At 65.1% G+C, this 12,981-nt stretch carries 12 protein-coding genes, 1 tRNA gene and 2 pseudogenes; 8 read left to right on the forward strand and 7 right to left on the reverse strand.

The window, feature by feature from the left end; genetic code table 11:
• The first annotated feature begins 1 nt into the window (after position 1).
• From ACIPRI_RS04845 to ACIPRI_RS04860, 4 genes are all read left to right on the forward strand, one after another.
• Positions 2-295 carry a hypothetical protein gene (locus ACIPRI_RS04845; RefSeq protein WP_446620246.1) on the forward strand — a complete coding sequence of 98 codons (294 nt, stop codon included), beginning with the start codon at positions 2-4 and terminating at the stop codon, positions 293-295.
• A gap of 117 nt (positions 296-412) precedes the next feature.
• The gene (locus tag ACIPRI_RS04850; RefSeq protein WP_446620247.1) at positions 413-1,012 is read left to right on the forward strand and encodes a murein L,D-transpeptidase catalytic domain family protein; all 600 of its coding nucleotides are present in this window, start codon (positions 413-415) and stop codon (positions 1,010-1,012) included.
• A 25-nt stretch (positions 1,013-1,037) separates the two neighbouring features.
• Positions 1,038-1,111: transfer RNA gene (locus ACIPRI_RS04855), tRNA-Gly, on the forward strand.
• Positions 1,112-1,345: 234 nt separating this feature from the next.
• Positions 1,346-3,199, forward strand: a complete 1,854-nt coding sequence (locus tag ACIPRI_RS04860) for a tyrosine-type recombinase/integrase (RefSeq protein ID WP_446620248.1) — start codon at positions 1,346-1,348, stop codon at positions 3,197-3,199.
• A gap of 24 nt (positions 3,200-3,223) precedes the next feature.
• Here ACIPRI_RS04860 and ACIPRI_RS04865 read toward each other — a convergent pair.
• A pseudogene (locus ACIPRI_RS04865) lies at positions 3,224-3,849 on the reverse strand (LysR substrate-binding domain-containing protein).
• 112 nt (positions 3,850-3,961) lie between these two features.
• Between ACIPRI_RS04865 and ACIPRI_RS04870 the strand changes: the two are divergent.
• Positions 3,962-4,274: pseudogene (locus ACIPRI_RS04870) on the forward strand (helix-turn-helix domain-containing protein).
• 25 nt (positions 4,275-4,299) lie between these two features.
• Here the strand turns inward: ACIPRI_RS04870 and mobH are convergent.
• Complete coding sequence (mobH, locus tag ACIPRI_RS04875) at positions 4,300-6,174, reverse strand: MobH family relaxase (RefSeq protein WP_446620249.1); 1,875 nt, start codon at positions 6,172-6,174, stop codon at positions 4,300-4,302.
• Between the two features lie 346 nt (positions 6,175-6,520).
• On the opposite strand from mobH, the gene ACIPRI_RS04880 reads away from it, so the two are divergent.
• From ACIPRI_RS04880 to ACIPRI_RS04890, 3 genes are all read left to right on the forward strand, one after another.
• Positions 6,521-7,141, forward strand: coding sequence for an integrase (locus ACIPRI_RS04880; protein WP_446620250.1), 621 nt, complete (start codon positions 6,521-6,523; stop codon positions 7,139-7,141).
• Positions 7,142-7,159: 18 nt separating this feature from the next.
• Entirely contained in the window at positions 7,160-7,783 is a 624-nt protein-coding gene (locus ACIPRI_RS04885) for an RES family NAD+ phosphorylase (RefSeq protein ID WP_446620251.1), read from the forward strand.
• A gap of 85 nt (positions 7,784-7,868) precedes the next feature.
• Complete coding sequence (locus ACIPRI_RS04890; RefSeq protein ID WP_446620252.1) at positions 7,869-8,243, forward strand: DUF3742 family protein; 375 nt, start codon at positions 7,869-7,871, stop codon at positions 8,241-8,243.
• Positions 8,244-8,257: 14 nt separating this feature from the next.
• Here ACIPRI_RS04890 and ACIPRI_RS04895 read toward each other — a convergent pair whose 3' ends face one another.
• The 5 genes from ACIPRI_RS04895 to ACIPRI_RS04915 form a co-directional block, all read right to left on the reverse strand.
• Positions 8,258-9,778 carry a conjugal transfer protein TraG N-terminal domain-containing protein gene (locus ACIPRI_RS04895; protein WP_446620253.1) on the reverse strand — a complete coding sequence of 507 codons (1,521 nt, stop codon included), beginning with the start codon at positions 9,776-9,778 and terminating at the stop codon, positions 8,258-8,260.
• A 14-nt stretch (positions 9,779-9,792) separates the two neighbouring features.
• Complete coding sequence (locus ACIPRI_RS04900; protein ID WP_446620254.1) at positions 9,793-10,146, reverse strand: hypothetical protein; 354 nt, start codon at positions 10,144-10,146, stop codon at positions 9,793-9,795.
• Positions 10,143-11,477, reverse strand: a complete 1,335-nt coding sequence (locus ACIPRI_RS04905) for an integrating conjugative element protein (protein WP_446620384.1) — start codon at positions 11,475-11,477, stop codon at positions 10,143-10,145. Before ACIPRI_RS04905 ends, ACIPRI_RS04900 begins: the two co-directional genes overlap by 4 nt.
• Before the next feature lie 82 nt (positions 11,478-11,559).
• Positions 11,560-12,510: a TIGR03756 family integrating conjugative element protein gene (locus tag ACIPRI_RS04910; protein ID WP_446620255.1), complete on the reverse strand. Its 951-nt coding sequence runs from the start codon at positions 12,508-12,510 to the stop codon at positions 11,560-11,562.
• Entirely contained in the window at positions 12,507-12,893 is a 387-nt protein-coding gene (locus ACIPRI_RS04915) for a TIGR03757 family integrating conjugative element protein (protein WP_446620256.1), read from the reverse strand. The genes ACIPRI_RS04910 and ACIPRI_RS04915 overlap by 4 nt, the downstream gene beginning before the upstream one ends.
• Positions 12,894-12,981 lie beyond the last annotated feature (88 nt).

Genomic DNA, 12,981 nt, shown 5'->3' on the forward strand with positions numbered 1-12,981 from the left:
AATGAAGCCCCTGGTCCACGTCCAACGCGTCGCGTCGAACGCCTACACCTACCGCATCAGCGCCGCCGGCGCGCAGGCGAGCGGCGACAGCGTCACCTTCGATACGCTGGAACGCTGCCTGTTCGACGCCGGCGCCTCGCTCGACCAGTACTTCGCCAGCGTGGAGCTCAAGCTGGACGGCCTGTTCATCGGCCAGTACGCCACCCTCGCCCTGCGCCGCCATCCGAGCGTCGTGGCCCAACGCATCCGCCAGCACTTTCAACCCCTACGCGGCGCGGTGCAGCGCGCCGACTGAGCTGGCGCGTTCGCGACAAAGCCCGTCCGATTCGCGCGGAACTCTTCGCGCTGCGGCACGCTCTCTTTGGGGGTGAGCAACGCCCCCCGTTTCCTGCTACCCAATCGGCGGCGCTTCATGGCCACCACCGCCCTCGCCGGCGCGGCGTGGATCGCGACGCCTCGCCTGGCGCGCTCCGCCCAAGAGGAGGATGCTGCCTATCCGGGCGGCGAAGCACTGATGCTGCGGGCCCGTGCCGAACTCGAGCGCCTCGGCGCGTCCATCCCCCACCACGACGTGGTCGGCATCGCGGACTACGCGCTGCCTTCCCACGTGCCGCGCTTTCACCTGATCGACGTGCAATCCGGCCGCGTCATGCAGAGCTTCCTGGTGGCCCACGGACGCGGCTCCGATCCGCGGCACAGCGGACGCGTGCAGCGCTTTTCGAACGAGATCAATTCGTTGGCCAGTTCCGACGGCGCCTACCGCACCGGGGAGCGCTATGTCGGCAAGCATGGCCGCTCGATCCGGCTGGACGGGCTGGACGACAGCAACAGCAATGCCGAGGTGCGCGCCATCGTGGTTCACAGCGCCTGGTACGTCAGCCCCACGGTGCTGCAGACGCGTGGCAAGCTGGGTCGCAGCGAAGGCTGCTTCGTCTTTTCCGACGACGACCACGAAGTGATCCTGGAGCGGCTGGGGGCCGATCGCCTGCTGCTGGCCGGCATGTTCCTCTAGCGGCGCAGTAGAATCCGCGCCTGCTGCGGGTGTAGTTCAATGGCAGAACGGCAGCTTCCCAAGCTTCATACGAGGGTTCGATTCCCTTCACCCGCTCCACTGCATCATTCTGAGGACTTCCAGGGAAATCCAAGGAGCGTTGTAAATCGTTGCCCCGCAACGATTTTTCCGCCTCCGATGTTCCAGTGTCGTCCGCAGCGATCCGCCGACAGCCAGGACTTTTAAGTCCATTTTTAAGTCCTTTTTGAGGATTGTGCGGCTGCCGGATTGTTGATGGAGGGGCGTGGCTGAGATGAACAGCATCTGCTACCTGACTTGTTCAGGAGCAAGCGCATGGCACTCTCAGACTTGGTGGTCAAGCAAGCCAAGGCCACCGGAAAGGCATACACCCTCCCCGACATCGACGGCCTCTCCCTGGCTGTCAGCCCTGCGGGCAACAAGAGCTGGCATTTCCGCTACTACTGGCTTGGAAAGCAGAAGCGGATGTCGCTGGGCAACTACCCGGAGGTGTCGCTGCGCGACGCGCGTACCCTGCGCGACGAAGCGCGCGCGGTGGTGGCAAAGGACATCAATCCGCACCAGCACCGCAAGCAAAAGCGCGCCGCAGTCAAGCTCGCCGGCGAGCACACCTTCGAGGCCATCTACAAGAAGTGGCTGGCCCACCGCGAACTCAGCCTGAAGAAGGGCCGGCAGACCACGCTCTCGATCCTGCCGCGCGTGTTTGCCAAAGACGTGCTGCCGGCGCTGGGCAAACGCTCGATCTACGACATCAAGCGGCCTGACCTGCTGGAGGTCATCGCTAAGATCGAGAAGCGCAAGGCGCTGTCCGTCGCCGAGAAAGTCCGCACCTGGTTCAACCAGTTGTTCCGCTACGCGCTTGTGATCGTGCCGGGCCTGGAGCAAAACCCGGCATTCGACCTCGACGTGGTGGCGCTGCCGCTGCCTCCGGTGAACCACAACCCGTTCCTGCGCATGGCCGACCTGCCGAAGCTGCTGCAGCGGCTGCGCAAGTACCGGGGTCGCCTGCAGACCCAGCTCGGCCTGCGGCTGTTGCTGCTGACCGGCGTGCGCACGGGTGAGCTGCGCCTGACAACACCCGACCAGTTCGACCTCGATCGAGGCCTCTGGATCATCCCAGCCGACGTCGTGAAGCAGCTTCAGGTGGACATGCGCAAGAAGCGCCAACTGCCCAAGGACGTGCCGCCCTACATCGTGCCGTTGTCGGTGCAGGCTATCGAGATCGTTCGTCACATGCTGGAGCAGTTCAAGCCGGCGCAGCACTACCTGTTCCGGCACGACAGCGAGATGAAGAAGCGCATGAGCGAGAACACGCTCAACAGCGCGCTCAAGCGCCTGGGCTATCGCGACATGCTGACCGGGCACGGCATCCGCGGCACTATGTCCACGGCACTCAACGAGATCGGCTACCCGAAGGTGTGGGTGGACGCGCAACTCTCGCACGTCGATCCCAACAAGGTCAGCGCGACCTACAACCATGCCGAATACGTGGAGCAGCGGCGGCGCATGATGCAGGACTGGGCTGATCGGCTCGACCTGTTCGAGCAAAACCTGGTCGAAGCTGCAAGCATGCCGCTCACGATCCATCTGGAAGGCCTGCCCGTCGTCTCTGCGGACGAAGCCGCCGCCAATGAGTCCCACAAGCCTGCGGCCGTGCCAGCGCCAATCCTGATCGTGACGAAACCGGGAGACGCGATGCCATTGGTTTCGGCCGAGACGCATCGGTTGCCTGCAGTGCCGTTGCCGCGTTCCGTCATGGAGGAACCGCTGTCCGACATCCAGCGCGAGCGGATGGCACTGGTCGACGTCTTCGAGGCTCCGCACAACCTGCCGGTCGCAGAGTACGCCAAGATGGCGGGCAAGTCGCGCCGGTGGATCAGCTACGAAATCAAGGCTGGCAACCTATTGGCTCTGAACTTGGGTAATCGCGGCCAGCGCGTCCCCGACTGGCATCTCAATCCGGTCAAGCACGCGCTGATTCAGGCGGTGCTCAAGCTGAGCCGGGGCGCCGACCCCTGGCAGATCTACCACGCACTCCTGCAGCCGCGCGCAACGCTGCGGGGTCGCTCAGCTCTGAAAAGCGTCACCGCGACCAACCTCGACAAGCTGATCATGGCTGTGAGCACGACAGTCAAGGAAAGCGAGTGGTCGCCGCAGTACGTGGCGTAGTGGCACGCGGCGGTTCCACCTGTGTCAGGATATAGAGCGGGCGCGGCGCGCGAATCGTTCCTGCGGTTCGGTCAGCGCCGTACAGGGGTGCAGCAAGTAGGCCATCACGATGGGTGGCGCACCGGCCAGCGGCCGCACCGCGATGCCTCGGCACTGGTAGCCCGCCAAGCGTGCGGCGGGCGCGATCGTGATGCCGTAGCCCGCAGCCACAAGTGTTATCGCCATGTCGAAGGTGGCCACGGTCTGCTCGTGGGCATGCGGCACATCCTCGAAGAGTCGATGCACCACGGGAAGCCACGGTCTTCGGCAGTGGACTGCGCGTAGATGGTCGGCTGTTTGCGCACTTCGTGACATGGCACTTCACGGTAGATCAGTAGGTGCGAGCGCGTGGCGACGGCGACCGCAAGCGTGTCATGCCATAGCGGCTCGCACACCCAGCCTGGCCAGTTCAAATCCGCAGGGGACAGCGCGAAATTGAAGTCGGCTTCCGGCGCTTCACGTGCTGGTGCAGTTGCCTCGCATCCGACCAAGGTGGCCGCAGTCTCGGGCTCCTCGGCGCGCTGAAGCGCCAGCACGTCGGCAAGCTGCGGAGGCACCCACTCGCCGAGCACGGCCACCCGGATGGCGGTGGAGGCGTCGTTCGATGTCACGTCCAGCTTCCTCCCAGGGCAGGTCTCATGGCGGCGAAAGCATCAAACGTGCAATCGCGTCGTTGAGTTACGTTTAACGTGGTTCTACGGGCAATGCTCGACGCTTTTGCTGATGCAGAAGCGCCCGATTCGGAGAGGCCGACCGACCGGCACGACCACCTACGAAGCAGAACCAGCCATCGCGTTTGGGGCCGCCGTTCGCGATGAGAGAACCAGCCAGGGCATCGCCCAGGAAACGCTGGCTCACCTGGCCGGCATTGAGCGCTCACACGTAGGCAAGATTGAGCGTTGAGCGCGGCGAGCACACACCCACGCTCCCCTTGATCCTCAAGATTGCCCGTGCGCTGAAATGCAGTTCTGCCCACCTGATGGCCCTGACCGAAGCCAAGCTGGCCGAACCGGCTCCCTCCAAGTCAGAGGACTGAAGCCGGCCCGGGCGTGGCCGCCTACCTATCCCTGCTCGTCGTTATCGTTTTGAACTGTGGGATTTTCGCGCTTTGGGGCCTCGTTAGCGAGACGCAGGTAGGGGTTATCGGGCGGCACTTCCCCGAATAGCGCCTCGGGCCGCACCAGCAGGTAGCCGTGCAGCCGCCGCGATTTGCGCGGCCCGGTGACGTCGCAGGTCCAGATGTTTAGGCCGCTGGCCTGCTTACGGTGCGCGCCCAGCTTCTCGAAGCGCTTCTGCACCCACTGCCACGCCTCCAGTTTCTCCTGCCGGGCGATGGTCGCGACCTGGGGATGCTCTTGCGAGTAGCGCTGGAAGACTCCGGGACTGACCAGGTAGCCGGTGCCAGCGACGGTATGCACCAGCGCCTTGGCGTCGTTGATGATGAGCTTGCGTGTTCGCACGCCCTGGGTCAGCCAGATCATGAAATCCTCACCGGAGGGCTCGGGCTCGGGCTCGGGCTCAGGCGTTGCGACTGGCGGTGCCGGTGGCGTCGGAGCAGCCATGCCGGTAAGGGGATCGTCTTCGGCGTCGGCCTCCGCATCGGCGACGAGCTCGGGCGGGAGCGGGCGCGGCACCGAAGCTGCGGGTGCCATATCGAGCAGATCGAGCAGCGCGCCGACGCCGTTGTCCGTAGCCGCGGCCGCGATCGGTGGCGCGGCGCTCGGCGCAGGCCGAGCCCCACCAGGCGCAGCCGTAGCGTGCTGCACAGAGTCCTCTTGCTCTTGTTCGACCTGCACTTGGCCGGCGAACGGTGCGGGCCGATCGGCCGCCTCCCAGATGAGTGCGGGCGACAGCTTCAGGAACGTGAAGCTGTGCGACCAGCCAGCATCGCTCGCGACCGTTGCCTTCCAGATCGCCTTGCCGTCCGGCGTGGGCAAGGCGATGCCGTGGTCCTGCAGCACGTTGAACACCGCGGTGTTGCTAGCCGGGATTCCGTCGATGCCTTGCTGCAGCAGATGCGCGCGCAACTTGTCCGAGACGGTCTTGCTCACGAGCCAGAGCGCATCCTGGGTCAGCCAGCCATCCGAGGCCTGGGGTTGGTTCAGCTTGAGCTCTTCCTTCAGCAGATGGCGCAAGCCGTCGAGCAGCTTGCGCTGCAGAGCATGCTTGGGTGCGGCGAGGGCTTTGCCCGGATCGCCGCCAAGTTCCTGGGCCACCGATGCCTGGTCGGCGTGGATCACCAGCTCGCCCAGCATACCGGCGTGTTCGTACTGGCCGGCCAGCACATACAGCAGCGCGGCCCAGAGGTCGGGATAGCCGGAGAGCCAGTCAAAGATCCCCGGATCGAGCAGCCGAGCGTAGAGCAACCCGGTCGCGGCGCTGTGCAGCCGGTACTCGCGCTCCTTGCGGTAGCGGAAGCGGTACGGCCGTCGCAGCGGGCCATGCCAGGGGTGCCAGGTGGTGCCGTCGGCGTACTCGACATGCAGATCGACGGCGATCTTGCCGACGTCGTGCAGCAGCGCCGCGTAGGCGGTGCCCGCGGTCCAGGCTTCGGCTTGGGCGGCCTGCGCCTCCGGCGTGGCGCCGGCGGGCAGCAGGTGCGACTGCCGCAGCTTGAGCGCATAGGCGACGATCTCCAAGCCATGGTCCAGCATGCCGCCCGGATAGGCGTGGTGGTGGAATTCCGATGCGGGGAACTGTTGGACCAGTTCGGCGTAGCGCTCCAGCGGCGCGAGGTACAGGGTGGCGAACTGCTGGCGCGACAGCGAGGTGCGCTGCCAGATGTGTTCCAGCAGTCTCTGCCGGCGCGGCGTCGCCAGCAGCGATGCGGCCGGCTCCGGCCGCATCAACCCTTTGGGTAGTTCGGTGGAGGGCGTGGATACCGACGGTGCGGCGACTGCAGGTGGCACCCGTTTGCGTTGGAACAGCGAGAGCATGGTGAATCCCAGTGACGGGCGGGCGGGAGAGCCTTTTGCCTTTTCAGGTAGGGCCTTTCCCCTTGGCCCCCTTCCCTTGCCCCTTCCCCAGCCCTTTTGGCCTTCAAGCTTTTGGGTATAGGGCAACCCGGTGGGTGGCTCCAGCGTCAATGGGGAGCTGGCCGGATCGGATTGACCGGCAGCCAGGCCCCGGAACTTGGCCTACGCTGTACGGATGCCATGGCCCCATCCCGGGATATGGCGATCTTGCATGGAGGCAACAACGCCAGCAGGTTTACATAATTGACAAGCGAGACAAAGGGGACTAATGTATCTTCTGTCTCAATCCTGCCTGCTGGAGGTGTCCATGACCAAGACCCTTGAATTCATCGCCGACCACCTACCGCGCGTTACGGTGCATGACATTCGGCGCTTCTCCGCCGCAGCCGACATCCGGGATGTCCGGGCCTTTGTGGCCGAATTGCAGGCATTCGTGCATGAGCGCGTGGAAGCCATCGAGCTTCCCGCCGCCCTGGAAGTGCCGACGGTGGAGCAGTCCCTGGCCCACAAGGCGGCCGCGCTGCGCGCCGGTAGCCGCTGGGAGCCGGGAGCCACCGATATCCAGCGGGGCCGCGCGACGCTGCTGGAATCCTTCGAGCAGCCCCAGAACCTGCCGCTGGCCGAATTCGCCCGGCTAGCAAACAAGTCGCGCCAGCAGATCTACAAGGACATCGACGCCCGCCGGCTGCTGGCGCTGAACGTGGGGCCGCGCGGTCAGAAGCTGCCCGACTGGCAACTCGATCCGGTCAAGCAGCAGTTGACGCAGGCCGTGCTGCAGGAGGTCGAGGGTATCGACCACTGGACGCTGTACCGCGCGCTGTCCGAGCCGCTTGAAGGCCTGGGCGGACGCTCGCCGGTGGAGGCCGTGACGGCCGGGTCGATCGACGACGTGGCCCGATCGGTGTTCAACGTCCTGGGCGTTCACTGAGGCAGGATGGGCGTGGGTATGGCGTTGCCGTCGTTCCGGATCGATGCGGGTGAACTGCTCCAGCATGTGAGCCGCGTCGCCTACCGGGATGCGCCGCTGTACTACGGCCGCAACGGCACCAACCGCTACGACGCGCCGAAGCGGGACTACAGCGTGCTCTACCTGGGCCGCGACCTGCCCACGGCCTTGATGGAGTCGGTGTTCCACAAGCACCAGTGGCTCGCGGATACCAAGCGCTCGATCGCGCTAAAAGAAATCCAGAGCAGGCTGGTGCGCGCAGTCGGCGTGCTGGACGACCTGTGCCTGGCCGACCTCACGGCCGAAGGCGTGATGGCCGGCTTCTTCGGCCTGAATCTGGAGCAGTTGGCCAGCCGTGACTACACGCACACGCAGCAGGTATCCGCCCAGGTGCATGCGATGCGCGAAGACGATGAGCCGCTGTTCGATGGCGTGCTCTATCCATCGCGTAACAACTACCCCGCTGCGAGCGTCGCGCTGTTCGAGCGCGCCAAGAAGAAGGTCAAGGTGTTCGCGGACATCGACCTGGTGGACCATGTGGAGTGGCCGCGTTTCGTGGCGGACTACCGCATCGGCGTGGAGCCTGACCCTGGTCCGATTGAGCTGGATGATGAAGCGTTCTGAAACAGAGGCTGGACGAATCGAGGCTCAGAATAAAAGCGATCGGAGCATCCCGGAAAAGTCAACGCGCATGTAGCAGGTGACGACCATGAGCACGACAACCCGTCTCAGCACTGCAGAGCGCCTCTGCCGCTGGCTGGGCGGGATGTGGCGTGGCGGCGCACGTCTGGATCGGAAGGCCACGGATTGGCTTCTCACGCGAGGATTGACGCCCGGTGTCACAAAGATCCTGCTGCTGGCCGTCAAGCTCGCAGTGCTCGGCGTGCTGCTCTACACCGCGTTCTGGCTAACACTGTTGCTGGTGTTCGTGATGGCTGCAGCGCGGATGACAGCACGAGACGATACCGAAATCGAATCCGATTTTCTTGGTCGCAGGGCTGAAGAGCGAGATCACCGCGAAGGCATCTTCTATCACCCCGCGTCTTATAGCGACGACCCAGATCCGCGATTTGAAGACGACTGACGCGAACACAAGACCTACTTCTTGGTCGCACCAATCACCAGATTCGACCCCTTGCTACTCGCCTGACCCGCGTCCCTGGTGCCGGTGGCCAGCCCCTGGAGCATGCCTCCAGCACGGACACCAACCCACCCCAATGCAGTCACCCAAAGGCTCGGCAACACAATGAACATCGTCGCCATGACAAAGTTCAACAGCATGTCCCCGAAGGCATTGTTCAGCCCGATCAGCGGATCGAAGTTGGCGTGCGGCCGGCTCGCCCCAAAGCCCGAGCCGTAGAGCGCATCGAGGATCGTGCTGTCCAGCCAGCGTGCGAGCTGGAACCAGAAGTCCACGAAGAACAGCGCGAACTCCACGCAGCTCACCGCGATCACGGCCTTAAGCTCGTAGGTGCCGAACAGCAGCACCAGTGGAATGCAGATGACCAGCGCCATCTTGAGCAGCGACAACACCATCGGCAGCGCCTGGCGCACCACGTCCATGGCCGGGAAAAAGCCTGGAGCCCCGGCGGTCATCCCCACGTCCCCTGCCCCGCGCGTCACGATGTTGGGCAGCGTCTTCTCGATCTGCCCGCCGTAGTCGGTGTAGACCGCTCCCTGGTTCATCTTCTGCTGCCGCGGCGAGGCCACGGCGCGGATCACCGAATCGTTGACCTCGTTCTGCGACAGAAATCCCGCCCAGCGGCCCATGCGCGTCAGCAGATCGGGATCGACCTTGGCCAGCAGCCGGGCGCGCAGCCCGCTGCCACCGTCCGACCACCATTGCCGGCAGGTCGGATACCCGCCGCCGCCGTCCACCTGCGCCAGACCCGCATCACGGGTCGCGTCGTAGGGCCAGGCCGTGCGCGGCGTGCTCGAATGGTAGGTGTCGTAGAAACCCGCCGTACCCTGGAAGTAACTCGAACCGATCCAGGTGACGTCGTTCATCTGCGCATCGGAGAGCGTCGGCCGGCTCATGAACAGCTTGGCACGCGAGGGGCCATAGCAGTCGTGCACGAAGTCGCCAACCTCTTGGGCAAGCACCGGGTCGTCAATGCGCGTGGCGTCCACATCGATGCGCATCTGCCGCAGATCTGCACCACATGGAATGGCCGCCACCGCGGCGCCCGTGACAGCCTTGGAGATGGCGTGCATGAAGAACCACCATACGGGTACCAGCGCACTCTGGTTGTTGAGCGTGGTGTAGGCGTTGTTCCAGCCCGTGTCGCTCTGCTGAGAAACATTCACCTGGCACTGTGCGGAGCGCGTGGTGTCGAACCTGAGCGTGCTCAGGTCCAGCGGAATGAACGGGATGCCGGCGAACAGGATGACTACGATGGCTACCCAGACGCGGTTTTCGATACGCATCGAGGACAGCAGGCCCTTGTTGCCCTCGTCCGCGCCTTCGGCCCGTGCGCGCAGCCACTCGTGGATCACGATGGCAACGAACGGCAGCGCGAACACGCCGCTGGCCACCAGGATGTTCCAGATGCCGTTGTGGACCACCCAGCCCACCAGGGTCAGGTAGTACTCCAGGTAGTCGGTCGTGTAGAGGGTCATGGTGCTCCCCTTCCTCAGCCATGGCGCAGCAGTTGGCTGCCTTCGAGCAGCACGACGGTGGCCACGGCCGCGACCTCGATGCGCAGCAGGCGTTGATGCGCTTTTGTCGACGGCTCGCGCTGCCGCAGGCGCCGGCGCATCCACCACCAGCCATAGGCCGTACCTACATAGAGCAGCAGCCGCCAAGCGAGGAAGTGCGACGCGTGCGCGTGCAACCAGCGCTCCCAGCCGACGATGCTGCCGACGATCTGGGTGCCGGCGATGTTCACGGTTGCCGCCATGACGGCCAGGAGTGCCGCCCACAACAGTGCCATGCCCGCCCGGCGATCCAGCAGCCGCGACGACCGCAGCCTTGCCAGCCAGCTCACGGGGTGCTCCTGGGCTTCTGCACTTCCTTGAGCCGGTCGCGCGTGGCATCCCCCTCGAAGATGCCGCGCGATCCGCCGGCGCGGGTGCCATGGCGCTGCACGATCGCCATCGGGGAGTTGCTGGCCAGCGTGCGCCGCAGTTCCAGCTCGGTCTTGAGGTTGTTGATCTCCTGCTCCAGCGTGCTGTTCTCCTGGTCGACCGCCTTCACGGCCAATTCGTTGGCCGCGACGTTCGGCTCCTTCTTGCCGGTCAGCAGCGTGCGCTGCAACAGTAGGGCCTTCTCCAGCACGCTCGACAATGCCGCCTCGGAGGCCAGGCGCTTGCCCAGCAGATCCTGGTCGGGCTCGTCGCGCAGGGCCTCGATCACGCCGCGTGTGATGGGCAGCGAGTTGCTGCCGGCCGCCTCGAGATTCACCGTGGTCGTCGGCTTCGCCCCCGTCACCAGTTCCTGCAGCGCCTGCAGCTTGGTTTCGTATTCCTCCTGGATCACCGGCGTGAGGCCGACGCCCGGCGTGGTCTGGGTCTTGGTGCAGCTTTCGCAGGTGCGCTGTTCGCGTTCGCCCAGCACGCGCACGGCAAAGGTTGCGACCGCATCGGGCGAGGCCCAAGTCTGGCAGGTCAGCCGGTTGCCGCAGGACGTGCGTGGGATCGATGCGGTGTCGGTGACGCCGCGCCCGTTAAGCAGGTTATAGCCGGCGCGGGCGACGTCGCCCACCACCTTGATGGCCCCTTGCCCCGAGCCACCCGCGCTGCTGCCGCCGACCCAGGGCACGCCGTTGTTGCCCTTGCTCGACTCAGCCTGCTCGATAGCCGAGACGGCATCGCCATTCGCGCTGACCGAATCCCGCAGCGTCATCCCCTCGGCCAGTTGGTCCCAGCCGGCCTGGCCTCCGGCCATGTCCGCCACGCGGTTGGCGATGGCCCGGCAAGTCATCTTGGACCGATCAAAGTCCAGCCGAGCTTGCAGCACGCCGTTGGTCAGCAGGTTGTACAGGCCCGGATCGGCCCGCTGGATGATCAGCGCCGGCAACGAGGCCACGGCACTCGTGGCGCTCTGGATCACGTTGCCCATGATCTGCTGAAAGCCATTGGTGATGCCGTTGAGCTGGTTCTTCAGCGTGGTCGTGAGGCTCATGTTCCCGCAGATCAGGTTGCTGTTCCAACCGGCCCCAACGCCGATGCTCTGCATGTTGCCGGCCCCGCCCATCGAGACGGCACGTCCGCCGCCGATGCTGTAAAGCACGTCGTCGCTGATGATGCTGCCACTCATGCTCGCGCCATTGCGGTCGAGACGGGTCTGGGCCCAGGCGGCGCCGGCCACGGCCGCCATGGTGCATAGAAGAGCCAGGCCCAGGACATGCTGCCTGGCACGGCTCGTCAGAAGGGAAATGGATGCTTTCATCGAGGGCACCTCATAGGAAGTCAACGCTGCCGAGGAAGATCTGCCCCGCGCGCTCGCAGCAGGCATAGGGCCGCCACAGTGCCCAGGCGTAATCGCCCTGCTTGGCCTGCACGCGCGTATTGCCATGAGGAAAGACCGCACAGGCGTTCGAGAGGGTCGGCGTGAGCTCCTGCCACTTGCCGGTGGAGGCATCGCCCTCGTTGAGCGCACCGGCCGGCCAGTAGCCATCGCGCGCATCGGCGAGCAGCGGCTGGTAGACGTGGGGCTGATAGCGCCGCGTCACCACATCGCCCGACCGCTGCGCGACCACGGCACCGCTCTTGTAGTCGTCGGTCTGATGCAAGAAGCCGCCACGCGGATAGACGTTGCCCCACAGATTTGACGTCGTGCGGCTACCGATCTCGCGCAGGCCGGGGGTCAGTGCCTCCGGGTAGACCATCTCGGGCACGTTGTAGCGCCAGGCCGGCAGGTCGAGCGTACTCAGCAGGTACGGCATGAAGGCCGTGCCCGCGCCTTCGCAGACATACCCCGTGCGACTGGCGAATTGGCTGAAGACGTAGCCGCCCGGATGGCCAATCACATCTGCGTTCTTGAACTTCGCCAAGTTGTTCTCGTTGTCGTGGTTGGTGGTGCCGTCGCCACCGGCCTTTGCCTTGGCGTTCGGCGTGCTCATGGCGCGCACCTCAGTCCACGGGTTCTCACCAGTGTTGGCGTAACTGGAGACCACCGCGTCTGGCACGTAGTGGCGCACCTTCACCGAGGTTCGCACCGAGCAGCTCATCCAGGTGCAGTAGAGCCAGTAGCAGATCCCGACGACGCGGTATTCCAGGCAGTCGGGCGATGCCACTGAAGCCACGATGGTGGCGGTGTCCAAGGCGGACGCCGACACGGCGCCACTCAGCAACACGGATGCCGCTGCTGCCCGCAGGCGCGGGCCGGGCGCGGTCACAAGACGGATCATGGGCGGGCGCCCCGATAGGCGTTGATCCGGGAAACGGCGCGGGCCACGTCCGGCTCGCCGTACACCACGTACCGACGATCCACCACCACGGCGGGAATCTTGGTGATGCCCAGGCCCCAGGCATCGGCCACGCCCTGGTACGCGGCTCCGATCCGCCGCTGCAGGTCGGCGCTGCCCTGGTTCAGGCGCTGCTGGACGAGGACCGCTGCCTGCATCGGATTGGCCGGCACGCCAGAGGCCAGCTCGGCATTCAAACGGGCCGGGTCGTCCAGCAAGACGTGCCGATCCGTCTTGCCGGAGATAGGGTGAGCTTGATCTGTGATTACCCAGGTTTCAGCGTGTGACGCACTCGCGGCGAGAACCGCCATGGCGACGGCAGCCATTCGCCACAGCCGCCTGGTGCAAATGATCGAAGGAAGACGGCGCATGGCATGCCACCCCGGAGTTCATGAGTCTGAGAGTTCAGCGCAT

Source organism: Variovorax sp. LARHSF232, from assembly GCF_052871435.1.